A 22,753-nucleotide genomic window follows, 5' to 3' on the forward strand; every position below is an offset into this window, starting at 1 on the left:
CTTCGAGACCAGAACAGGAGCTGACCTAGAAATGATCAACATTTTCGACGCCGCCGTTGCCGATGCAACCGTCGCACTCAGCCCTGTCCTCGGTCATGCGCCCGTCGGTACTCCCGTTGCAGGCGTAGCCGCAGGCTCGGTTGCCCAGACGTGGATCAGCTCCGTCGCTTTCGGTCCGATGCACAAGTCCGCCTCGGCGGCCTACGGGTCGAATTCCGCCCACGACGCCGTGGCTCCGGGAGCGAAAGTTGTTCCGGCAGCCCGACGTCACCGCGCACCAGGCGCGTCCGTGCTCGACAGCAGACACCGACTTCACTGTAGGTAGACGCTTCGACAAGCCCACCAGGCCACGGACCCGCACCACGCGGACCGTGGCCTTTCTCGTTCAGGTAGTTCCTTTACCCGACGTGAGGCCGACATGGTTCGCATCACCCCTCGAACCGACACCGCCGCCGCACGAAAAGTAGAGGAGACCGACGTGTCAACCGCCACGATCCGGACGACATGCCGACCAGAGTCCGAAAGTGCCTACGACGCACAGTATTCCACCGAGTTGGGCTCGATCGAACTGGCCGAGCTCGAGCTGTCCGTACCCTGCCGAGCGGCGAACCCCGACATGTGGTTCGCCGACACCCCTGCCGAACTGGAGCAGGCAAAGGCGCTGTGCGCTCAGTGCCCCATCAGGCGTACCTGCCTGGACGCGGCACTGGACCGTGCCGAGCCCTGGGGGGTCTGGGGCGGGGAGATCCTCGACCAAGGAGTGGTCATCGCCCGCAAGCGTCCCCGCGGACGGCCACGCAAGAACGCAGCATGATGTCCGGGACGGGTTCCCGGCTTCACCGAATCGTTCAGTCGGTGAAGCCGGGCATCCACTCGGTGAGTATTGCCATGTACGGCGCGTAGGCGTCGAGCTGGGCGCAGATGCCCACCAAGCCACCGAGAACTCGGAAGATCATCACGTATTCGGCGGGCATGTTCAGTGCTCGTACGGTGCGGAACTGAGCACTGTTGAAATCTGCAGCGGTACCCGCGGCCTTCTGCAACCACGCGCGCGTGAAGTGGAACGACTCGGTGTGGATCGGGTCGGTGAACGGACGCAGGTAATCCGCGATTTCCTTCTCTGTCACCGTCCGGCCCGGCACCACGAAGCCGCTTTCGGTGAACAACACCACGAGTTCGTCGAATTTCTCGTCACGCGCGAGCGACACCATCCGGCCGAGAACGGGCGGAAGACCGTCGGGCATCGGGGCGCACGCACCGAAATCGATGACACCCATGCGGCCGTCGTCGAGCATCATGAAGTTGCCCGGATGCGGGTCGGCATGAAGCAACTTGGCCCGAGCGGGGGACGCGAACGCGAACAGGGCAAGTAGCTCGCCCGCCCGGTTACGTTCCTCGGCCGTACCGTTGGCGATGACATCGGCCAACGGCCGACCCGTCATCCATTCGCTGACAACGACTTTGGGTGCACTGGCGACAATTTTCGGAATCGCGAACTGCGGATCGCCCGCGAACTCCTTGCTGAACGCTCGCTGATTCGCTGCCTCGATACGGTAGTCGAGCTCGTCCTCGGTGCGGGCGGTGAGCTCCTCGAGCACCGGCTTGACGTCGGTGCCCGCGAGCACGGTGCTGAACAGGTTCGCGAAACGCGACAGAGTCTTGAGGTCGGAGCGCAGCGCATCGTCCGCTCCCGGGTACTGGATCTTGACTGCGACGTCCCGGCCGTCCGACCACGTGGCCCGGTGCACCTGGCCGATACTCGCCGAGGCGATCGCAGTGTCGTCGAAATCGAGAAAGCGCGTTCGCCACGCCGTTCCGAGTTGCTGATCCAGAACCCGGTGGACCGTCTTCGCCGGCATGGGCGGACCTTGTGCCTGGAGCTTGGTCAGCGCTTCTCGGTACGGCTCGGAGTACTCCTCGGGAACCGCAGCCTCCATCACCGAGAGCATCTGCCCCAGTTTCATGGCACCGCCCTTGAGTTCTCCGAGGACGGAGAAGAGTTGTTCCGCCGCTTTTGCGGCCATGTCCGCATCGATCTCGTCGCGGTTTCCGCCGGCCAGCTTCTTGCCGAAGCCCATGGCAGCACGTCCCGCCATTCCCAGTGGAATGCTGGCCAGTTTTGCGGTGCGGGTCGATCCACGGCGCGGTATGTCAGACACAGCTCCATCATGGCCGAAGCTGCCGACAATTGCTCGGACCGGTCTGTTCTGCCTGCATCGGTCGAGGTGAGCGCGTGGCGATCAATGCCAGCAATCACAGTGCGGGTGCTTGGACCACAATCTCTTGTGCACCGTGCTCCTGTGCGCCGCCGTCGCGCGCGCTGCGAGATCCAGCTCCATCGTGCAGTCGGCGGTTTCGGGCATCGACCCGTCGGAACGGCCGACGAGGGGTTCGAGCTGGGCCAAGGCGAACGCTGCCGTGGCCAGCACCGTCGCGCTGGTGGCCTGGCCGACGGTGCCCAGTAGTTGAGCAGACAGGTGGGGCCACTCGGGATCGAGGTCGCATCGAGTCAGGTCTGCGCACCGTAGGCAGCTCGTCCGACCGGGAAGTACGAAGGGGCCGATGACACCCTTCCCGTCCCGCAGTCGCACCTGCAGATGTGGAATGCGCATGCGCACCAGATCCGTCACCAATCGAGGTTCGACCACCAGATCGTCCGCCAGTACGACGATGTCGTAATCCCACGAGTTCACCGCCGACTGGGGGTAGCGCGTGGGCGTCAGGCTCGACCGGCTCACCGTCGCGTTGATTCGGCTCAGACCCGACGCCATCGCGTCCGACAGCGGACCCCGCCCCACGATGTGGACGGTCCGCACCGTGCCCGGTCCGTCCTGCGCGTGCTGCGATACGCCGGCCCCGGCGGACCCGCTGGTGCCGTGCATCAGCAATCCGGACTCTTCCAACTCACCGAGCATGGCCGAGGTCCGATTCGCGGAGAGCCCCAATGTCATTGCGTGACAGACGATGTGAGGTCTCGAACGCCCCGCGGCGAGGAGTCGGAGTAGTTCGAGTATCGAACCCGGCTCGGCGCCGGGAGGAGGAGTGACGACAACGCTGGTCTCGGGACTCCAGCCCAGCTGGATGGTGCCGTCCCGCCGAGGCAGTATCGCCACCGCAGGATCGAGTCGAACGGTCGGTGTGATCATGGAACACACTCTGACAGCGGACATCTACCGGAACGCCCGCCCGAAGCCCGTTATCCACAGGGTGGCCGGGCCTCGAGCAGGGCGTTCGGCAGAAAAGTGGAACTGGTACGAAATGTACCGAGTCAGCTCGAGGATGAACCCTTGTCGGGGTCGCCGTCGGTGCCCTCGTCGTCCTTGCCTGCAGCGTCCGCGCTGTCGGTAGCGGCTCGCTCGGCTTCCGCGCGTTCCTTGGCCTCCATCGCTTCGAGCTGTGCGATCGGGTCGTCGAAGTTCGATGTTCCGCCGCCGACGACACGGTCGATGAAGGCTGCAGGGTTGTCCAGGTCCGACGAGTCCGGCAACAGGTCCGGGTGAGCCCACACTCCGTCGCGTCCCTCGATGTCGGCGGCGGCGAGGAGCTGACGCCACAGGTCTGCGGCTTCGCGGACCTTGCGGGGGCGCAATTCGAGGCCGACCAACGTGGCGAAGGTCTGCTCCGCCGGGCCACCGGACGCCCGGCGTCGGCGAATGGTCTCACCGAGTGCCACGGAACCGGGCAGGCGATCGCCCAGGGCCGCCGACACGACGGTCTCGACCCATCCCTCGACCAGAGCCAGCAGCGTCTCCAGTCGTTCCAGAGCATGCTTTTGCTCCGGCGTCGTCTGTGGCTCGAAGGCACCCTGCTGAAGGATCGCTTCGATTTTCGACGGGTCGGTCAACGCGGAGGGGTCCAGACCCGCCGCGGCCTCCTCGATCGCCGAGAAATCCATCTTGATTCCGCGCGCATATTCCTCGACCGTCGCCAGAACCCGTTGCCGCAACCACGGAATGTGGCTGTAGAGCCGTTGATGCGCGGCCTCCCGCGCCGCGAGAAACACCAACACCTCACGCTCGGGCTGCTCGAGACCTTCACTGAACGACGCGATGGCCGACGGCAGCAACGCCGCCGTGCCCGACGGTCCGAGCGGTAGGCCGATGTCGGTGGAGGTGAGCACCTCCTTCGAAAGCTGACCGAGTGCCTGACCGAGCTGCGAACCGAAGGCCATTCCGCCCATCTGGGTCAACATGCCCATCATCGGCCCCGCCATCTGCTGAGCCTCGGCCGGAAGTCCGGATGTCCACATGCCGGAAATCTGCTCTGCGACGGGGTCGCAGAGCCGCTTCCAGGTGCCGATCGTGTTGTCGAGCCAGTCGACCGGCGTCCACGCCACGGTCTTCGTGGCACCGGCAGGCAGCGTCGTTGCCCCGTCCAACCAGAGCTCCGCCAGGTGTGCGGCGTCGGTGATGGCCTCTCGCTCGCCGGCCGATACCGGACTGAAGTCGCCCATCTGTTGACGAGCCAGCTGCTTGGCCAAGTCGTAGTTCACAGGTCCGGAACCTGTTCCACCGGCACCGGCAGCGCCCATGCCACTGAGCATCTGACCGAACTGAGTGAGCATCTGGCCCAGCTGTGCGGGGTCGAAGCCCTCGGCACCGAAGCCGAAACCGGCTGGGTTGCCCGACCCGTCCGGATCCTTCTTCTTGTCCGGGTCGTCGTCGGAGGCACCGAAACCAAAATTGCTCATGTCTCAACGGTACAAGCCCGGTGTACGCAGAGCGCGGAAGATCGTCACGCTGACGGCGAACATCACGAGCTCGCCGGTGTGTGCACCGGGCTCCGGCAGGGGCGGTATCCACGGCACCGCGCGTTCGGATCTAGTGTCTACCGAGTGAACCGAAGGATCGCCACACTTGTCGCTGCGCTGGTACCGGTGGTGGTGCTGGGCGTCACCGGATCGGTTGTCACCGTTCCGTTCGCCGCCCTCGGCCCCGGCCCCACGTACAACACGCTCGGCGACGTCGACGGCGTGCCGGTGGTGCAAATCGACGGAACCGACGTCGATCCCACGACAGGCCATCTCAACATGACGACCGTGGCCGTACGTGATCAGCTCAATCTGTTCGAGGCGATCGGTTTCTGGGCGAGCGGCCGTCAGGGTCTCGTTCCGCGCGAAGAGGTGTATCCGCCGGACAAGTCGAAGGAAGAAGTGCAGGAGGGTAATCAGGCGGATTTCGAGGAGTCGGAGTCCAGCGCCGAACTCGCCGCCCTGCACCACCTCGACCTGCCGGTGTCGCTGGCCGTGTCCAGCGTGGCCGAGGACGGACCGGCCGCAGGCATTCTGAACGTGGGGGACACGCTCGTCTCGGTCGGGGGCATCCCGGTCGCCACCGCGACTGCGGTCCGTGAGGCGGTCAGCGGGCGCGCACCCGGAGATTCCCTCGACATCGAGTACGTGCGAGACGGGGCAACCCGGACCAGTGCGGTGGTGCTGGGGGCGCGGCCCGACGATGCATCCAAGGGATACCTCGGCGTCACTCCCGAAGAGCAGCCCGACGTTCCGTTCGAGGTGAAGTTCAACCTCGCCGACGTCGGTGGGCCGTCGGCCGGGCTGATGTTCAGCCTTGCAGTGGTGGACAAACTCAGTCCCGGTGAGTTGAGCAACGGAGAGTTCGTCGCCGGCACCGGAACCATCGACGCGAACGGCACTGTCGGCCCGATCGGCGGCATTCCGTACAAGCTGATCGCCGCTCGTGAAGCGGGAGCCACCACGTTCCTGGTGCCGGACGCCAACTGCGGTGAGGCGGTGCAGAACGTCCCCGACGGACTGCGCTTGGTGCGCGTCGAATCGTTGGACACCGCCGTCCAGTCGTTGCAGGCCATCGGCTCCGGGGGCGACGCGCCGTCCTGTAGCTGACGCGTCCCGAGTCCTGGCCGCGTCGTCTCGGCTGGTCAGTCGTCGTCGACGGTGTCGAAGGTTGCGTAGAGACCGTGGACCACGTTAGGGGCCAGATCCTCCGCGACGCGAAGGTCGATCGGCGCGAAGGGGTCCGCGTCCTCGTCCGGGTGCAACTGCAGCAGCGTGAGGGACGGACCGTCCGCGAGGACTGCGACGATCAACCGGGCATCGCGTTTCTCGGGGTGGTTCTCTGCGGCGGATCGAGCGGCTCGGTCGGCCGCGTCGGGATCGGCGAGCAACGGCATCAGGGCGTCGTCGAGTGTGGATTCGGCGGCCGGCGGTAGGACGACGATCTCCTGCACCAGTGCGCACCCGACGACACCCTCGGGCCACGTCGAGGTGGCGAGGAATTCGTCCAGTGCGGGGGATCCGCCGGTGATGTCCTCCGGAAGCGCATGCTGCTGAATGGGAGTCAGAGCGGCACCGTCGGCCAGATCGTCCAGTAGGCCGGGTTCGGCAGCCGCAAGTGTCGCGGTGGGAACCAGGGCGAACATCTGAGGGGCCTGATGCCAGCCGCCTGCGTCGACGAAATCGGCCACTTCCCGCGCACAACGGGCCAGAGCCTGCATCGCATCCTGTCCGCCCGACTCGGGGTCGAACTCGTCACCGAAATCGTCTCGATCGGGCAGACCGTCACTGTCGTTGCTCACCGCACTATCCTCGCATCCAGACAGTGTGCCGGATGCCGACGCTCCTGACCTGCGGCCGACGTGGGCCGCAGCACGGGCGTCACAGCCGTAGGATCAACGTACGTACAGTAGGGCGAAACGGACATGCGGTGCACGGAACGTGCACCGCCCAAGTCATCTGCGGCGCCGTCGGCGTCGCCCGAAGTTGGAGTGTGGCTAGTGGGCATGAGGCCCCCCACCGGTATGCCGTCCTTGTCGCGGCGCAGCCGGATCTTGCTCGTATTGGCCTTGGTAGCAGCAGGTTTGCTACTGATCGGTCCCCGTCTGATCGACATCTACACGAACTGGCTGTGGTTCGGCGAAGTCGATTTCCGAGGCGTGTACACCACCACTCTGCTGACGCGCTTCGTGATCTTCGTCGTCGTCGCTCTGGTTGTCGGACTGATCATGTTCGCGGCGCTGGCAGTGGCGTACCGCAACCGTCCGGTGTTCGTTCCGGTCGCCGGACCCAACGATCCGATCGCGCGGTATCGCACCACGGTGATGAGCCGGTTGCGTCTGTTCGGCATCGGGATTCCGGTGGTCCTGGGGTTCTTGTCCGGAATGATCGCCCAGTCCAATTGGGTGACGGTGCAGCTGTTCCTGCACGGCGGAGACTTCGGTATCACCGATCCGCAGTTCGGCCTCGACGTCGGGTTCTACTCGTTCGACCTGCCGTTCTTCAGGTTCATCCTCAATTGGCTCTTCGTTGCCATCGTGCTCGCGTTCCTCGCGAACCTGGTGACGCAGTACGTGTTCGGCGGAATCCGTCTTGCCGGACGCGAGGGTGCTCTCACCCGTGCGGCGCGCATCCAACTGGCAGTCATCGCCGGCAGCTTCGTTCTGCTCAAAGCGATTGCGTACTGGTTGGACAGGTACACGTTGCTCTCGAGCAGCCGTAAGGAACCGACGTTCAGCGGTGCCAGCTTCACCGATGTCAACGCCGTGCTGCCTGCCAAACTGATCCTGCTCGCGATTGCCGTGATCTGTGCGATCGCCTTCTTCGCGGCAATCTTTCTTCGTGATCTCCGCATTCCGGCCCTGGCTACGGCATTGCTCGTACTCTCGTCCATTCTGATCGGCGCTGTCTGGCCACTGGTGATGGAGCAGTTCTCGGTCCGACCCAATGCTGCCGAGAAGGAAAGCGCGTACATCCAGCGCAACATCACGGCGACGAGGGACGCGTACGGCATCGGCGACGACGTCGTCGAGTATCAGGACTATTCGGGCGAGAGCTCGCAGGATCCGCGCGCGAGTGAGGCGGACAGGACCACCATCGCCAACACTCGTCTACTGGACCCGAACGTGTTGTCGCGCACCTTCACCCAACAGCAGCAGTTGAAGAACTTCTTCGGCTTCCCCGACACACTCGACATCGACAGGTACGAGATCGACGGGCAGTTGCAGGACTACATCGTCGCTGCTCGCGAACTCTCACCGCAGTCCTTGACCGGCAACCAGACGGACTGGATCAACCGGCACACCGTGTACACGCACGGAAACGGCTTCGTCGCAGCTCCTGCCAACAGGGTCAACGCAGCCGTTCAGGATCCGACGGCCGAGGGTGCCAACAGCAACAGTGGCTACCCGATCTACACGGTCAGCGATATTGCGTCCCAGGGATCTCAGCAGGTCATCCCGGTCGATCAGCCCCGTATCTACTACGGCGAAGTCATCGCCGCAGCTGATCCGGACTACGCGATCGTGGGAGCTACCGGTAGCGGCGATCGCGAGTACGACACCGACGAGTCCAACTACACGTACAGCGGTGCAGGTGGCGTCTCGGTGGGCAATTGGTTCAATCGTTTGGCATTCGCTGCGAAATACGCAGAGCGAAACATTCTGTTCTCCGGAGCTATCGGAGACGACTCCAAGATTCTGTTCGACCGCGACCCACGTGACCGAGTGCAGAAGGTTGCGCCGTGGTTGACCACCGATACGGACTCGTACCCGGCGGTCGTGGACGGGAAGATCGTCTGGATCGTTGACGGCTACACCACGCTGAAGGACTACCCCTACGCGCAGCGGGCTTCGCTGGACGGTTTGACCGTGGACAGCGTCGAGTCGACGACAGGTCGGCCGCTTCCGCGCGACGAGGTCTCGTACATCCGCAACTCCGTCAAGGCGACGGTCGACGCGTACGACGGAACGGTGACCCTGTACCAGGTGGACGACAAGGACCCCGTCTTGAAGGCGTGGATGGGAGTGTTCCCGGGATCGGTTCAACCCGAGTCCGCGATCACCGATGAGCTCCGGTCGCACTTCCGATACCCGGAAGATCTGTTCAAGGTTCAGCGAGAAATGTTGGCGAAGTACCACGTGGACAACCCCAACGAGTTCTTCACCAACAACGCGTTCTGGTCCGTACCGAGCGACCCGACCAGCAACAGCGGGGCTGGAAGTGAATTGAATCAGCCCCCGTACTACGTCCTGGTCGGCGATCCGGACACCGGTCAGCCGTCGTTCCGCTTGACCAGCGCCATGGTCGGGTTCAATCGTGAGTTGCTGGCCTCGTACATCTCGGTACGCTCCGATCCTGAGAACTACGGCAAGTTCACGATTCTGCAACTGCCGACGCAGACGCAGACGCAGGGCCCGCAGCAGGCCCAGAACTCGATGACCTCGGATGCGCGGGTGGCATCGGACAGAACGCTGCTCGAGCAATCCAACGAGCTGCAGTACGGCAACTTGCTGACGCTCCCCATCGCCGACGGCGGAATTCTGTACGTGGAACCGCTGTACACCTCTCGGAAGAATGCGTCGACGTCGACGTTCCCCCAGCTGAGCAAGGTTCTGGTGAGCTATCGGGAGCCGGGAGCGGAAGGTGGTGTGCGAGTCGGGTACGCCGCACGGTTGTCCGAGGCGCTCGATCAGGTGTTCGGAGCAGGAACAGGCTCGGCTGCCACGGCCCCGGGCGGCGCTCCGGAGGATCCACAGCCGGCGGAGTCGGGAGGCACGTCGGAGGCCGAGACGACGACACCTGATTCTCAGAGTCCGGCACCGACCACCGGCGGCTCGGCAACACGAGACGCAGCGGTCACCGGATTGAATTCGGCTCTGTCCGCAGTGCGCACTGCCCAGCAGAGTGGGAACCTGGCGGACCTCGGCACTGCACTCGAGAATTTGCAGACTGCTGTCGACGCCTACAACCGGGCCGGTAGCTGATCTGCACGATCACGATCACGATCCGCTGAGATGAGCGAAAGAGCCGCTTCACCGTCGAGGTGAAGCGGCTCTTTCGCTTTATGAAGCTGCAGTTCGGTGAACTACCCGGGATCAGCGTCCGATGGGCGCGAGCACGGGGGAGTTCGCTGCAACGAGGTGCTCGAACTGAGCGCTCAGGCCGTACTGGTCGGCCAGCTTGGATGCGGCGTCGAATGCGCCCTGTGCAGCCTGGGTAGCGGCTGCAGCCTCCGGGGCAACCGCGGGTGCGGGTGCCGGAGCCGGCGCCGGTGCTGCCTGCGGTGCCGGTGCGGCCTTCGGCTCGGGTGCGGAGGTGCCGGTGGTCAGCTGCTGACCGCATACGGGCCATGCGCCCGGTCCCTGGCTCTGCAGGGTGTTCTCCGCGACGCGAATCTGCTCTGCCTTGGAGGCGTTGGCCGGGGATCCGGTTCCGCCGTTGGCCGTCCAGGTGCTCTGCGAGAACTGCAGGCCACCGTAGTAGCCGTTTCCGGTGTTGATGCTCCAGTTGCCACCGCTCTCGCACTGTGCGACGCCGTCCCAGTTGTGGGTGGCTGCGTTGGCGGTTCCGGCAGACAGGCCGAGGGGAATTGCTACGGCGGCACCTGCGATGGCGGCCAAACCGAGTGCACGCTTGCCGAAATTGTTCTGTGTGGTCATGCGGGGTGAATCCTCTCCGCGCTCGACTGGCGCGACTGGCCTGCAATCGTCTCGCCGGTGTGATGGCGATAATGACCAGGCACTTCGTATCGTCGCGGCTCTGCCCCCGTACGTCTCGGGGACCACACCCGCGGGGCAGAGCGAAGGGAGCGGCGGGGTGGTGCAGGCCCAGCGGTTTAGGGCCGTCCGTGAAGGTAGTCGAGGATTCACTTATCGTCACGGAGCGCTTATGGGAACAGGTGCGTCCACATGTTGAGAAGAAGGGGGGTGTTTCACCAGCTCAGATAGGCTCGTGGCGTGAAAGTGTCCCCATCGTGACCGGAACGTTATGTGACTCGAAACACGCATAAAAAGAGACTCAGAGCACTCTTTGCTACCGCGTGCGACGTGATATTGCGCCCGTCCGACGTGCAACCACAGTGTTCGGTGGTGGTAGCCACTCGAATGTCACCTGATTTGCATTGAGCGTATGCGCGGGAGTAACTTCGTAGATGCAACGCGGGGTGGAGCAGCTCGGTAGCTCGCTGGGCTCATAACCCAGAGGTCGCAGGTTCAAATCCTGTCCCCGCTACCAATAGAAAAGCCCGAGGCCACACGGTCTCGGGCTTTTTCGTGCTCTCATGGCTGCTGTGAGTACCTATCCAGCAGTGAACTGCGCCGATGCGGAATGCACCGATGAAGAGGTTGGCCGGACATGATCCTGCCCGCTGTCCGCGACCCACGCCTCGTTACTGTCCGGCGTGGTGGGCTGTTGTCCGACGACGATCATCGCGCCCTGGCAGTCTGGGCAGCGGCGTGCGCCGAACACGTGCTACCCCTGTTCGAGAACGCGGTCCGTTCGGACTCCAGACCACGACATGCCATCGACGGGATAGGCGCGTGGGTGCGCGGTGAACTCCCGATGATGAAGACCCGCGCCCTCGGTGGACACGCCATGGGAGCAGCGCGTCCACTTCACGGAGCTGCCCGATTCGCGGCCTACGCCGCTGGTCAGGCTGCCTGCGTGGCGCATGTGGCCGAGCATGACCTGGGAGCGGCCGCCTACGCCATCAAGGCGGTGTGCGCCGCGGCACCGACGACAGGCCGAGCCGCTGCTGCACACGCCGAAAATCTATGGCAGCGTGAGCAATTGCCGGACGGAGTGCGCAACCTGGTGCTCGAGGACCAGCGCAGGAGAAACAGCATCTGTTGGCACGTCTTCGAGCAGACTGCCGAACTGTGACGGTGAAGAAGCCGCGGACGTCAGTCCGAGACCTGCTCGCGCGCGTCGTCGGTGGTGACCGTCTCGGCGTCGTCGGAGTCGCCTGTGTCATCGGCGGTGAGGTCGACCGTGTCTGCACCCTCGAGAGCCGTCAGTTCCTGCTCGGCCTCGGCGATGAGGCCCTTGGCGTTCTCTTCGACCTTCTTGATCCACTCGGCCATGACAGTCACCCTTCGCTCGATCGTGTACCACCGGTCTACCAGACCCGGGCACTCTAGGATCACTCGTGTGCGACTGCGGACCCGACGACTCGATCTCGATGAGCCGGCGGGCGAAGATCTCGAGACGTTGTACGAGATCTGCAGTGACCCGCGGTCGTGGACGCACTTTCCGACACTGCGGCACACCGATATCGGTACCACCGAACGCATGGTGCAGAGCTGGATGGCGCAATGGCGTCGAGACACTCTGAGCACGTGGGTCATTCGTGAACGAGACAGCGACGTCATCAGCGGTTACGGCGGGTGTTCCATCCGCCGCGATACTTTCTGGAATCTGGGCTATCGTCTCCATCCCGACGCGCAAGGAAAGGGCTACGCCGCAGAGATGTGCCGAACCGCACTCGAATGCGCACAGCGAACTCGGCCCGAATTGCCCGTTGTGGCATACCTTCTCGAGCACAACGCCGCATCTGCCCGAGTGGCAGAACGCGTCGGCCTGGAGTTGGTCACCCGTGGACCCGATGTCGGAAATCCCGATCCCGAGGCGATTCGCCTGGTGTATGCAGATCGACCGCTGACGGCCGGTCAGGTGGATGCCGTGCTGTCTGCCTGAGTGCAAGCATCGACCAGTCGTCGTCTCAGCAGACGCTTCTCCGGTGCCGTCCGCGCACAATCCAACGCACGACGATAGTGCTGGGCGGCCTCGTCGAACCGCCCGAGTCGGTGCAACAGATCGGCTTTCGCCATCGCGAACGGGTGGTAGCGGCGCAGGGCCGGGTGATCGGCGATGGCGTTCAACAATTCCAGGCCGGATTCGGGCCCCTCGGTCATGGCGACGGCCACGGCCCGATTGAGAGCTACGACCGGTGACGGAGTGAGTGTCATCAGCACGTCGTACAGAGCGACGATCTGCGGCCAGTCCGTGCTCGCGGCGTCAGCAGCCTCGTCGTGCAGTGCGGCGATAGCAGCCTGAACGCAGTACGGACCGGCGGGTCCGCCCTCCAGGGCCTCGACCACGAACTGAGTGCCTTCGGCGATGAACGCGGCATTCCATAATGTGCGGTCCTGATCGGCCAACAGGACGATTTCTCCCTGTGCGTCGATTCGAGCGCGGCGTCTGGCGTCGGTCAGCAACATCAGGGCCAACAGACCCGTCACTTCCGACATGAGAGGCAGAGCCGCGTGGAGAACTCTGCCCATACCGATTGCTTCGTCCGTGAGATCGACTCGTCCGACTCCGTCACCGGACGTCGCCGAATACCCTTCCGTGAAGATGGAGTAGACGACCTCGAGCACCATCGGCACTCTGTCCGCCAGCTCATCGGGTTCTGGAACTCGAAAAGGAATGCGTGCCGTTCGAATCTTGTTCTTGGCCCGCACGATTCGCTGTGCTGCCGTGGCAGGAGGTATGAGCAGCGCCCGTGCCACCTCTGCGGTGGACAGTCCGGCCAGACACCTCAGCGTCAACGCGAGTCGGTCACTGGCAGCGAGAGCAGGATGAGAGCACGTGAAAAAAAGCTGAAGACGATCGTCGGGCACCCGATCGTCGAGTGCAGTCGAGTGGGGCGATTCGGCGCGGTCCGAATCGATTTGCAGCACAGCCAGTTTCGCAGCGAGAGTCTCGTCGCGTCGGAGACGGTCGACTGCCTTGCGTCTGGCCGTGGTGAGCAACCAGGCCCCGGGTTTCGCCGGTATGCCATCGATCGGCCAATGCCTCAGCGCCGCCTCGATGGCATCCGACGCCACCTCCTCGGCGAGATCGAGATCTCGGTAGCGCTGCACCAACGATGCGAGCAGCATCGAGCGTTCGGCACGGAAGACCGTGTCGAGCGCCCGATCGACCTCGAACTCGCTCACGAAACGATGTTGGTGGTCAGAATTGGGCGAGCGGTCGCACGACGACGGTGCCGCCGTCCTTGGAGCCGGGGCAGCGGGCCGCCCATTCGAGCGCGGCATCGAGATCCGGAACATCGATGACGTCGTAGCCCCCGAGCACCTCGTGCGACTCGGCATAGGGGCCGTCCGTGACGGTCCGTTCGCCCGTGCTCGGATCGACGCGTACCGCGGTAGCGGTGGTCAGGTCGGCCAGGGCATGCCCGGCAACGTAGACCCCGGCCTCCTTCAGTTCCTTCTCGTAGGTCATCCAGTCCTCCACGCTGCTGCAGCCGGGTGCAGCACCGGGGGAGGTGTCGGCGTTGATCAACAGGATGTACTTCATGGTGCGCTCCCTGGCTCGGTACCTCGGTGTCGCGGCGCGATTCGCCGTACACGATGACGACGATCGAGACATCACGATATCGACACCGACCCTCGAAATTTCTCCGAAGCGCACGAAAGCGGCACCGGACGTGAGGTCCGGTGCCGCTTGTCGATCACGTGCAGACTCGATGCCGAGCCAGGGTTACTTCAGTTCAGCCGACGACTTTCCGAGTACGCGACGAGCGACGATCAGCTGCTGAATCTGCTGCGTGCCCTCGAAGATGTCGAGAATCTTGGAGTCGCGGCTCCACTTCTCGAGCAGCGGCCGTTCGGAGTAGCCGAAGGTGCCGGCCAATTCGACTGCCTTCAGAGTGATGTCGACTGCCGAGCGTCCGGCCTTGGCCTTCGACATCGACGCCTGCAGGGAGTTCGGCTCCTTGTTGTCTGCCATCCATGCCGCGCGCAGAGCCAGAAGGTGCGCGGCCTCCCAGTCGGCTTCGAGGCGTAGGAACTCCGCGGCGGCCGCGTGCTGGTTGTAGGCGGGAGTCTCGTACGAGATGTCGACTCCGGCGTCGACCAGGATCGACCGCAACTCTTCGAGTGCTGCACGGGCGACACCGATGGCCATACCCGCGACGAGAGGGCGAGTGTTGTCGAACGTCTGCATGACGCCCGCAAAGCCCTTTTCGACGTTGACCTCTGCGGTGCCGAGCAGGTTGTCCTTCGGAATGCGGCAGTCTTCGAGAAGCAGCGCTGCCGTATCGGAAGCCTTGATCCCCAGCTTGTGCTCGAGGCGGGCGACGGACAGACCCGGCGCGTCACGAGGGACGACGAACGACTTGATGGCCGCACGGCCGAGGGACTTGTCGACCGTTGCCCAGACGACGATATGGGTCGACCGCTCGCCGGCGGTCACGTAGATCTTCTCGCCGTTGAGTACCCACTCGTCTCCGTCGAGCACGGCGGTCGTGGTGACGGCAGCAGAGTCCGAGCCGAAGCCGGGTTCGGTGATGGCCATCGAAGCCCACACCTTGCCGAAACGCTCGAGCTGCTCGTCGGTGGACACCGCGGCGATCGCCGAGTTGCCGAGTCCCTGGTAGGGGATCGAGAGGGTCAGGCCCACGTCGCCCCAGCAGGTTTCGATCACGTTCACCAGCGCAGACATGTTGCCGCCGTTGGAGTTCGCGGTCTTGCTGGGCTTGGGCGCGGACTCGCTGTCCTTCTCGCGGCCACCGGCTGCACCGCCGATTTCGCCACCGGCGTCGGACATGCCTTCGACCATCGACGCCATCGTGTCGAGTTCCACCGGGTACTCGTGCTCGGCGAGATCGTATTTGCGGGAAATCGGGCGGAAGATCTCGGCAGCGACCTGGTGAGCCTGATTCGCCTGCGCCCGAAGCTTCTTGGGAAGTTCAAGATTGATCATCGTGTATGTCCTTGGGTGAGTGCCATGGATATTCGGGGCGGCGAGCTAGATGAGAACGATGCCCTCGGCGACGCCGACGGACCGCAGATCGCGGTACCAGCGCTCGACCGGGTGCTCCTTGGTGAAGCCGTGTCCGCCGAGCAACTGCACGCCGTCGGAACCGATCTGCATGCCCTTCTCGGAGGCGAGTCGACGTGCGAGCGCAGACTCACGCGTGAACGAGAGTCCCTGCTCGGCGCGAGATGCACCACGGAGCGTGACCAACCGCATGCCGTCGAGCTCGATGGCGATGTTGGCGACCATGAAGGCCACGGCCTGACGGTTGCTGATCGGCTCACCGAAGGCGACACGATCGTTGACATAGGGAACGACGTAGTCGAGTACGGCCTGGCTGGTACCGACGGCCAGTGATGCCCAGCCGAGTCGCGCGAGGCCGATCGCGGCGCTGTACTCGGCGGCACGCTGATCTGCGTCACCGTCGCCGAGAAGGGCCGACTCGGGCACAGCGACGTCGGTCAGGATCAGGCGACCCAGTCCGGCGGCACGCAGGCCCATGCTCGGATCGGCCTCGACGACGAGGCCCTTGGAGTCGGACTCGACGATGAAGAACGACGGACGGCCTTCGAGTTCGGCTGCGATGACGAACAGCTCGGAGCTTCCTGCGGCGGGCACGAGGCTCTTGACGCCGTTGAGCTTGTAGCCGCTGGGGGAGCGGACAGCCTTGGTTTGCAGCGCGTACGGATCGAACAGCGCGCGGGGCTCATTGACGACTACTGCGGCATTGGGGACCTTCTCGCCGACGAAAGCCGGCAGGTACGTCTTCTGCTGCGCGTCCGTACCCCACTGAGTGAGGGCGACGGCAACGCCGCTGGGAGCCAGAATCGGCAGAGCCAGGCCCATGTCGCCGTGTGCAAGGGCTTCGGCGACGAGCGAGTTCGTGACGGCTCCGCGCTCGGTGGCGGCACCGTCGAGTTCCTCGGGAACGTTGATGAGCGTGATGCCGAGCTCGGCGGATCGACGAACCAGGTCCTCCGGCGAGGAGGCGTTGTGATCGGCGTCGAACGCTGCAGGCCGAAGGATTTCCTCGGCGAACTCCTTGACCGTCTCGACGATCATGCGCTGCTCGTCGTCGGGAGTGAGGTCGAAGTAGCTCAGGTTCTTGGTGGCACCGTCGTCGAGTCGCTTGGGCTTTCCGCCGCCGGTGACCTTGGCGAACGTGCGATTGGCCGCGCCGAGTGTCTTGAACCCGGTCTTGGTGCTCTCGTACGTCACTCGGTCGATCGTCTGACGGAGGTTGTACTTCTCCGCCAGTTCCGATCCGGTGATGGCGGTCAGAACGCGCATCGCGGTTCCGATCGCATCTCTCTTGAACGGGTTGAGGCCAACCGCAGAAGTATCGCGGGGCACCTTGGGGCGCTTCGCGTCGACCACACTGTCTTGCTTGCTCATGATCACCAGTTCCTCGGCGTCGGTCACGGACTTCACAGATCTTACTCCCGAGTAAGTTAGCTGTCTACTGTCGAGTAAGGACAGGTGTCGCACGACACCCGATCGAGTAGTTCGTATCCTGCGTCGTATCGGTGTGGCAGGCTGCTTTCGTGCACTTGACAGCCCAAATCTTCGCCGCCCTCGCTGCGGCCCTCCACGTCGCCATCTTCGTCATGGAGAGTGTGCTCTGGTCCAGACCGGCCGTCTGGGCGAAGTTCGGTGTCGCGAGTCAGAACGACGCCGACATCACCAAACCGATGGCCTTCAACCAGGGGTTCTACAACCTGTTCCTCGCCATCGGCATCGTGGTCGGCCTCATCGTGGGCGGCTCGGCAGGCGACGCCATCGTCTACTTCGCGTGCGCCAGCATCGTCGGTGCCGCACTGGTGCTCGCCACCGGCGGAGCGAAATACTTCCGGCCCGCATTCGTGCAGGGAATCACTCCGCTCATAGCCCTGGTGCTGGCTGCGGTTCTCTGAGCCGGTTTCAGGTGCTCGGAGACAGGGTGCCGAGAACCTCGCTGTGCAGCAGTCCGTTGGTGGCCACCGCACTGCCCCCGTGGGGGCCCGAGGTGCCGTCGAGGGCGCTGAAATGGCCGCCGGCCTCGCGAACGAGGACGTCGAGTGCGGCCAAGTCCCACAGCGATACCTCGGGTTCGACGGCGATATCGACGGCACCCTCGGCAACCAGGCAGTAGGAGAAGAAGTCGCCGTATGCGCGTACCCGCCAGACGGCGTCGGTGAGTTCGAAGAACCTGTCGCGGATCCCGAGATCCGACCAGCCGCTCAGGCTGGAGAAGCTCAGGCTCGACGACGCCAACGAATCGACCTTCGAGACGGTGATGCTGCGCGGAGCACTTCCGTCCGAGGCTGTCCACGCCCCCTGTTCGTGCGCGGCCCACCAGCGCCTGTTCAACGCAGGAGCGCTGACGACTCCGACTCGCGGTACGCCGTCGTCCAGCAGTGCGATCAACGTTGCCCATACGGGCACGCCGCGCACGAAGTTCTTGGTGCCGTCGATGGGATCGACGACCCACTGACGGCCACTGAAGGTGGCGGTGCCGCCGAATTCCTCACCGAGCAATGCATCGCCGGAACGCTGCGAGCCGAGCTCGGCTCGAATCATGGTCTCCACGGCCAGATCCGCGTCGCTCACCGGCGTGAGGTCCGGCTTGGAGTCCACCGAGAGGTCCAATGCGAGAAATCGTCGACGGGTGATGGCGTCGGCCTCGTCGGCGAGGCTCAGAGCGAGTGAAAGATCGGCGGAGTAGTCGGTCACCGGAGAAGACTATCGCCGCGCCGTCTCTGCTCGTACGCGGCGATGGCCGGGCCTACGCTGCGACTGCGTTCATGACTCCACCCGTATTGCGGATGGCGTGGGCTTGGCCCTCGGCCAGGCGGATATTTCGATATTCGTCGAGTCGATCCGCCGGGAGCTACCAGCCGGCATCACCGCTGACGAGAGTTGAAATCAGCACGGTTCGAACCCTCGACGGACTCGCTGTCGGCCCAGCACCGTGCACCGGGTTCCGGGGGCGGTCGGAGGTGTCCTCAGGTGCCGGTAACCTTGACTCTCGTGCATCCCGACGTTTCTGCAGACCTGGCCGAGCTCGATACCACTCTGTCCACTGTCGAGTCGGTGCTCGACGTCGAAGAACTGCGCAGGCGCATCGACGAGCTGGAACATCAGGCAGCATCACCGGACCTGTGGAACGACCAGGAGCATGCCCAGCAGGTGACGAGTCAGCTCTCCCATGCGCAGGCAGAACTGCGCCGTGTGGAAGAACTGCGGCAACGCCTCGAGGACATGCCGGTCCTGTACGAGTTGGCCGAAGGCGAGGAGGGCGACGACGCCGCCTCCGCCACCGCCGATGCCGACGCCGAACGGGCATCGCTACGGGAGGACATCGCAGCCATGGAGGTGCGAACTCTGCTGTCCGGGGAGTACGACGCCCGTGACGCTCTGGTCAACATCCGTTCCGGTGCCGGCGGAATCGATGCCGCCGACTGGGCCGAGATGCTGATGCGCATGTACATCCGCTGGGCCGAGAAGCACGGCTACGGCGTCGAGGTCTACGACACGTCCTACGCCGAGGAAGCCGGTATCAAGAGCGCGACCTTCGCGGTCAAGGCTCCCTACACGTACGGCACGTTGTCGGTCGAGCAAGGCACGCATCGCCTGGTCCGCATCAGCCCGTTCGACAACCAGGGCCGGCGACAGACCTCGTTCGCCGAGGTCGAGGTGCTGCCGGTCGTCGAGACCACCGACCACATCGAAATTCCCGAAAACGACATTCGCGTCGACGTCTACCGCTCCTCCGGTCCCGGCGGTCAGTCGGTCAACACCACCGACTCCGCCGTCCGGTTGACGCATATCCCGACGGGAATCGTGGTGACATGTCAGAACGAGAAGTCGCAGCTGCAGAACAAGGTCTCGGCCATGCGAGTGCTGCAGGCCAAGCTGCTCGAGGTCAAGCGCAAGGAAGAGCGCGCCGAGATGGACGCCCTCAAGGGTGACGGCGGTAGCTCCTGGGGCAACCAGATGCGGTCGTACGTGCTGCACCCGTACCAGATGGTGAAAGATTTACGTACCGAGTACGAGGTGAACAACCCGTCTACTGTTCTCGACGGAGACATCGACGGATTCCTGGAATCGGGCATCCGCTGGCGAATGCGTGGGGAGCAGTAACCGATGACGTCCTGGCTCCACCCGACGCTCGACTTCGAGCTCAACGCGCTCGGAATCGTGCTGTACATCCTCGGTGGATTGCTGGCCGCGCGTTTCGTCACCTGGACCGGCTCTCGCATCACTGCTCGCATCGACCAGAACTACCAGCACAGCGATGCGCTTGTGCGCTCCGAAGCGGCCAAGCATCGCCATGCTCTGGCGCAGGTCATCACCTGGGTTGCCGTCACCCTCATCTACATCCTGGTGACCATCGAGGTGCTCCGCCGGTTCGGATTCGGGGTCGGCGGGCTGGTGGCACCCGCCACGGTCATCGGTGCTGCCCTCGGTTTCGGTGCGCAGCGCGTGGTGCAGGACATCCTGGCCGGATTCTTCATCATCACCGAACGGCAGTACGGCTTCGGTGACGTCGTACAGATCGCCGTGAACGGCTCCGCCGAGGACGCCGAGGGCACCGTCGAGGACGTCACCCTCCGAGTGACCCGCGTTCGTAGCGTCGACGGCGAGGTAATCACCGTCCCGAACGGCCAGATCGTCAAGGCGATCAACCTGTCGAAGGATTGGGCGCGGGCCGTCGTCGACGTACCGGTCCCCAGTACGGCCGACCTCACTCAGGTCAACGGGTTGCTCCGAGCGGTCGGGCGAGATGCATTCGCTGACGTGCGCTTACGTCCCCTGCTGCTCGACGAGCCGACGGTGATGGGTGTGGAGAGCATCGAGGTGGGTCAGGTCAACGTGCGCCTGGTTGCGCGCACGCTACCGGGTAAACAGTTCCAAGTGGGACGAGAACTTCGCGTGAGAGTGGCCGCCGCACTGCAACCCGAGGGCATCAATGTGGCTCCCGACGTCAGTACGGCCGGGGTCGCCCCCGAGGCGTCGGGACGAGAGCGGACGGAGGATCTGTGAGTACGCCCGATACCGGAACCGAGAGCCCGCGCCGGAACTGGCGGCAGTGGCGTATTCCGGCCAAGATCAACGGCCGCGTCCGAACCTCCACCGTGGCATTCGGAATCTGCTTCGTGCTCACCGGTCTGCTGTACGGCCAGGTCAGCGACGACATCAGGAAGAGGGACGAGGAAGCGGTTCAAGGACCGGTCGCGGTCGATCCGTCCGAGCTCACCCCCACCACTCAACCGCAGCCTCGGACCGGCAACTCGGTTACCTCGACGACGATCCCCACGCCCACCGGTACCACCGACGCGGACCCGACGGGAAGCGTCGAGCAGTCAGGTGAGCAGGCGTCGACCACGACAGCGCCGTCGACCACGACCACCGCGCCGTTCGGTGTCCCGATTCCGCCCGCAATCCAGTCGCTGATACCTACCCAACCTGCGCCGACGTCCTCGCGCTGAGGCCGTCTTTACCGTCTCTCGGGACTCGCCGCGGTGCCCGCACGGGTCCGACGGTTACCGACGGGTAAGGACTACACTGGCGACCCGTGATCAGCACCTCGAATGTGTCCAAGTCCTACAAGACCTCCACCAGGCCCGCCCTGGACAAGGTGACGGTCTCCATCGACAAAGGCGAGTTCGTGTTTCTGATCGGCGCGTCCGGCTCGGGCAAGTCGACGTTCATGCGGCTTCTTCTCAAGGAGGAGACGCCCACCTCCGGTGACATCCACGTCGCCGACTTTCATGTGAACCGGCTGGCGGCCCGACGCGTTCCACGACTGCGGCAGAGCATGGGCTGCGTCTTCCAGGACTTCCGTCTTCTGCAGCAGAAGACAGTGGTGGAGAACGTGGCATTCGCACTCGAGGTGATCGGCAAGCCGCGCTCGATGATCAAGCGCACGGTTCCCGAGGTTCTGGATCTGGTGGGACTCGGGGGCAAGTCCGATCGTCTGCCGAACGAGCTGTCCGGTGGCGAGCAGCAGCGGGTGGCGATCGCGCGGGCGTTCGTCAATCGCCCGCTGGTCCTCCTCGCCGACGAGCCGACCGGAAACCTGGACCCGGACACCAGTCAGGACATCATGCTGTTGCTCGAGCGCATCAACCGCACCGGAACCACGGTTCTGATGGCGACCCACGACAACCACATCGTCGATTCGATGCGTCGCCGCGTCGTCGAACTGGACAACGGACGAGTCGTTCGTGACGAGGCCCGCGGGGTCTACGGCGTCGGGCGCTGACCCCGCCCACCGGACAGGACCGCTCAGACTTCTCGACCGAACGAATCGAAGGGCTCGGATTCCGCGATGCGCGCAAGTTTCATCCTCAGTGAGGTCCTCACCGGACTCCGCCGCAACATCACCATGACGATCGCCATGATCTTGACGACCGCGATCTCGCTCGGTCTGTTCGGGGGCGGACTGCTCGTGGTGCAGATGGCCGGAAAAACCCAACAGATCTTCCTGGACCGAGTGGAAGTGCAGATCTTCCTCACCGACGACATCTCCGCTACGGATTCGGACTGCGCACAGGACACCTGCGCGACCCTGCGATCGGATCTGGAGAGCACACCGTCGGTGGTCTCGGTGCAGTACCTCAACCGTGAGGATGCGGTGAAGGACGCAACCGAGCGAGTGTTCAAGGACCAGCCCGAACTGGCCGAGCTGGTCAGCGCCGATAGCTTCCCGGCTTCGTTCAAGGTCCGCCTCAGTGATCCGGAACGGTTCGGGGTGATCAACGACAACTTCCAGAACCGTCCGGGAGTGCAGAGCGTGCTCAATCAACGCGATCTGGTCGAGCGGTTGTTCAGCGTGCTCAACGGTGTCCGAAACGCTGCTTTCGCGATCGCCACGGTGCAGGCCGTCGCCGCAATTCTTCTGATAGCCAACATGGTTCAGATTGCTGCGTTCACCAGGCGAACCGAGGTCGGCATCATGCGGTTGGTCGGTGCCACTCGCTGGTACACCCAGCTGCCGTTCCTGCTCGAAGCGGTGGTCGCAGCGTTGATCGGGTCTGCCCTCGCCATTGCCGGTCTGTTCACAGCGAAGAACATGTTCATCGACGATGTGCTCTCCGATGTGTACCAAGCCAACATTCTGGCCCGGATATCGAACAGTGACGTTCTCCTCGTCTCGCCGTTTCTCGCGCTGGTAGGAGTGGGCATGGCAGCGGTGACGGCGTACATCACGCTCCGCCTGTACGTGCGCGAATAAATTCACTTGCCGTTCGGTTCTAT

The 22,753-nt window shown here is 64.1% G+C and carries 23 protein-coding genes and 1 tRNA gene; 13 read left to right on the forward strand and 11 right to left on the reverse strand.

The genetic code is table 11. The annotated features are described in order from the left end of the window. Positions 1 to 31 precede the first annotated feature (31 nt). On the forward strand, positions 32 to 325 hold the full coding sequence (locus tag ACFI9K_RS06180) for a hypothetical protein (protein ID WP_462662694.1): 294 nt from the start codon (positions 32 to 34) through the stop codon (positions 323 to 325). Positions 326 to 478: 153 nt separating this feature from the next. Continuing rightward, complete coding sequence (locus tag ACFI9K_RS06185; protein ID WP_462662695.1) at positions 479 to 814, forward strand: WhiB family transcriptional regulator; 336 nt, start codon at positions 479 to 481, stop codon at positions 812 to 814. 34 nt (positions 815 to 848) lie between these two features. Here the strand turns inward: ACFI9K_RS06185 and ACFI9K_RS06190 are convergent, their stop codons facing one another. The 3 genes from ACFI9K_RS06190 to ACFI9K_RS06200 form a co-directional block, all read right to left on the reverse strand. Then, a complete protein-coding gene (locus tag ACFI9K_RS06190) occupies positions 849 to 2,159 on the reverse strand; it encodes an ABC1 kinase family protein (protein WP_462662696.1) in 1,311 nt (436 codons plus the stop codon). An 81-nt stretch (positions 2,160 to 2,240) separates the two neighbouring features. Next, positions 2,241 to 3,146 carry a hypothetical protein gene (locus ACFI9K_RS06195; RefSeq protein WP_462662697.1) on the reverse strand — a complete coding sequence of 302 codons (906 nt, stop codon included), beginning with the start codon at positions 3,144 to 3,146 and terminating at the stop codon, positions 2,241 to 2,243. 122 nt (positions 3,147 to 3,268) lie between these two features. Continuing rightward, a complete protein-coding gene (locus tag ACFI9K_RS06200; RefSeq protein WP_462662698.1) occupies positions 3,269 to 4,690 on the reverse strand; it encodes a zinc-dependent metalloprotease in 1,422 nt (473 codons plus the stop codon). Positions 4,691 to 4,834: 144 nt separating this feature from the next. Between ACFI9K_RS06200 and ACFI9K_RS06205 the strand changes: the two genes are divergently transcribed. After that, a complete protein-coding gene (locus tag ACFI9K_RS06205; RefSeq protein WP_462662699.1) occupies positions 4,835 to 5,860 on the forward strand; it encodes a YlbL family protein in 1,026 nt (341 codons plus the stop codon). 35 nt (positions 5,861 to 5,895) lie between these two features. Here the strand turns inward: ACFI9K_RS06205 and ACFI9K_RS06210 are convergent, their stop codons facing one another. Further along, the gene (locus ACFI9K_RS06210; RefSeq protein ID WP_462662748.1) at positions 5,896 to 6,471 is read right to left on the reverse strand and encodes a PPA1309 family protein; all 576 of its coding nucleotides are present in this window, start codon (positions 6,469 to 6,471) and stop codon (positions 5,896 to 5,898) included. A gap of 279 nt (positions 6,472 to 6,750) precedes the next feature. On the opposite strand from ACFI9K_RS06210, the gene ACFI9K_RS06215 reads away from it, so the two are divergent. Further along, a complete protein-coding gene (locus ACFI9K_RS06215) occupies positions 6,751 to 9,735 on the forward strand; it encodes a UPF0182 family protein (protein ID WP_462662700.1) in 2,985 nt (994 codons plus the stop codon). A gap of 111 nt (positions 9,736 to 9,846) precedes the next feature. Here the strand turns inward: ACFI9K_RS06215 and ACFI9K_RS06220 are convergent, their stop codons facing one another. Then, positions 9,847 to 10,410, reverse strand: coding sequence for a transglycosylase family protein (locus ACFI9K_RS06220; RefSeq protein WP_462662701.1), 564 nt, complete (start codon positions 10,408 to 10,410; stop codon positions 9,847 to 9,849). Positions 10,411 to 10,907: 497 nt separating this feature from the next. On the opposite strand from ACFI9K_RS06220, the gene ACFI9K_RS06225 reads away from it, so the two are divergent. After that, positions 10,908 to 10,984, forward strand: a tRNA-Met gene (locus ACFI9K_RS06225). Positions 10,985 to 11,104: 120 nt separating this feature from the next. Continuing rightward, entirely contained in the window at positions 11,105 to 11,632 is a 528-nt protein-coding gene (locus tag ACFI9K_RS06230; protein ID WP_462662702.1) for a putative immunity protein, read from the forward strand. Positions 11,633 to 11,652: 20 nt separating this feature from the next. Here the strand turns inward: ACFI9K_RS06230 and ACFI9K_RS06235 are convergent, their stop codons facing one another. After that, on the reverse strand, positions 11,653 to 11,832 hold the full coding sequence (locus tag ACFI9K_RS06235; RefSeq protein ID WP_462662703.1) for a hypothetical protein: 180 nt from the start codon (positions 11,830 to 11,832) through the stop codon (positions 11,653 to 11,655). Between the two features lie 67 nt (positions 11,833 to 11,899). Between ACFI9K_RS06235 and ACFI9K_RS06240 the strand changes: the two genes are divergently transcribed. Beyond that, positions 11,900 to 12,445 carry a GNAT family N-acetyltransferase gene (locus ACFI9K_RS06240; protein WP_462662704.1) on the forward strand — a complete coding sequence of 182 codons (546 nt, stop codon included), beginning with the start codon at positions 11,900 to 11,902 and terminating at the stop codon, positions 12,443 to 12,445. Here the strand turns inward: ACFI9K_RS06240 and ACFI9K_RS06245 are convergent. The 4 genes from ACFI9K_RS06245 to ACFI9K_RS06260 all read right to left on the reverse strand — a co-directional run bounded on the left by ACFI9K_RS06245 (position 12,418) and on the right by ACFI9K_RS06260 (position 16,912). Continuing rightward, positions 12,418 to 13,689, reverse strand: a complete 1,272-nt coding sequence (locus ACFI9K_RS06245) for an RNA polymerase sigma factor (RefSeq protein WP_462662705.1) — start codon at positions 13,687 to 13,689, stop codon at positions 12,418 to 12,420. The genes ACFI9K_RS06240 and ACFI9K_RS06245 overlap by 28 nt on opposite strands. A 16-nt stretch (positions 13,690 to 13,705) precedes the next feature. Further along, entirely contained in the window at positions 13,706 to 14,050 is a 345-nt protein-coding gene (locus ACFI9K_RS06250) for a YciI family protein (RefSeq protein WP_462662706.1), read from the reverse strand. A gap of 183 nt (positions 14,051 to 14,233) precedes the next feature. After that, a complete protein-coding gene (locus ACFI9K_RS06255; protein ID WP_462662707.1) occupies positions 14,234 to 15,457 on the reverse strand; it encodes an acyl-CoA dehydrogenase family protein in 1,224 nt (407 codons plus the stop codon). Between the two features lie 45 nt (positions 15,458 to 15,502). Next, complete coding sequence (locus ACFI9K_RS06260) at positions 15,503 to 16,912, reverse strand: acyl-CoA dehydrogenase family protein (protein ID WP_462662749.1); 1,410 nt, start codon at positions 16,910 to 16,912, stop codon at positions 15,503 to 15,505. A 143-nt stretch (positions 16,913 to 17,055) separates the two neighbouring features. On the opposite strand from ACFI9K_RS06260, the gene ACFI9K_RS06265 reads away from it, so the two are divergent. Beyond that, entirely contained in the window at positions 17,056 to 17,424 is a 369-nt protein-coding gene (locus ACFI9K_RS06265) for a DUF1304 domain-containing protein (RefSeq protein ID WP_462662708.1), read from the forward strand. A 7-nt stretch (positions 17,425 to 17,431) separates the two neighbouring features. Here the strand turns inward: ACFI9K_RS06265 and ACFI9K_RS06270 are convergent, their stop codons facing one another. Beyond that, positions 17,432 to 18,223 (reverse strand): inositol monophosphatase family protein, encoded by a 792-nt coding sequence (locus ACFI9K_RS06270; RefSeq protein ID WP_462662709.1) that lies wholly within the window; start codon positions 18,221 to 18,223, stop codon positions 17,432 to 17,434. Between the two features lie 297 nt (positions 18,224 to 18,520). Here ACFI9K_RS06270 and prfB point away from each other — a divergent pair, with 297 nt between their 5' ends. From prfB to ftsX, 5 genes are all read left to right on the forward strand, one after another. Further along, a complete protein-coding gene (gene prfB, locus ACFI9K_RS06275) occupies positions 18,521 to 19,633 on the forward strand; it encodes a peptide chain release factor 2 (protein ID WP_068045939.1) in 1,113 nt (370 codons plus the stop codon). 3 nt (positions 19,634 to 19,636) lie between these two features. Then, positions 19,637 to 20,536 (forward strand): mechanosensitive ion channel family protein, encoded by a 900-nt coding sequence (locus ACFI9K_RS06280; RefSeq protein WP_462662710.1) that lies wholly within the window; start codon positions 19,637 to 19,639, stop codon positions 20,534 to 20,536. Further along, positions 20,533 to 20,982 (forward strand): hypothetical protein, encoded by a 450-nt coding sequence (locus ACFI9K_RS06285; protein WP_462662711.1) that lies wholly within the window; start codon positions 20,533 to 20,535, stop codon positions 20,980 to 20,982. Before ACFI9K_RS06280 ends, ACFI9K_RS06285 begins: the two co-directional genes overlap by 4 nt. 86 nt (positions 20,983 to 21,068) lie before the next feature. Further along, entirely contained in the window at positions 21,069 to 21,758 is a 690-nt protein-coding gene (gene ftsE, locus ACFI9K_RS06290; protein ID WP_008717614.1) for a cell division ATP-binding protein FtsE, read from the forward strand. Between the two features lie 66 nt (positions 21,759 to 21,824). Continuing rightward, positions 21,825 to 22,730, forward strand: coding sequence for a permease-like cell division protein FtsX (ftsX, locus tag ACFI9K_RS06295; protein WP_462662712.1), 906 nt, complete (start codon positions 21,825 to 21,827; stop codon positions 22,728 to 22,730). Positions 22,731 to 22,753: the final 23 nt, after the last annotated feature.

Source organism: Rhodococcus sp. PSi06 (genome assembly GCF_054960675.1).